This is a genomic window from Psychroserpens mesophilus (assembly GCF_050617655.1).
Lineage (GTDB): Bacteria > Bacteroidota > Bacteroidia > Flavobacteriales > Flavobacteriaceae > Psychroserpens > Psychroserpens mesophilus_A.
Genome location: NZ_JBODQC010000186.1, coordinates 1 through 268 on the forward strand (window position 1 = coordinate 1; position 268 = coordinate 268).

At 53.4% G+C, this 268-nt stretch carries 1 protein-coding gene; it reads left to right on the plus strand.

The genetic code is table 11. From position 1 onward, the window contains the following. Window positions 1–268, plus strand: a 268-nt coding sequence (locus ACRHNM_RS16885; protein ID WP_431137776.1) for a hypothetical protein, incomplete at both ends; no start/stop codon positions are given.

Consider the following 268-nt stretch of genomic DNA (forward strand, 5'->3'; position numbering starts at 1 on the left):
CCTGCAATCGGTAAACCCTCAGCAGCGCTTCTACGACTGGGAACATTCGCAATTGGCCGCTCCGGAACGCCTGCGGGAAGAGCATCAAACCGGATATACCGTTAAAACCTTCGATTTTTATGGGGCCGACAGCTCAGGGGAATGGCTTTTTAACGTAGAGTTGCTGAGCGATCCCCCTTCCCCGGATAATCTGCCACTGGTTTTTGGCTGCCGCATCTACGAGAATTTCGGCATGGCTTCCCAAACCGTTTCCTACCAAACGGTCCAC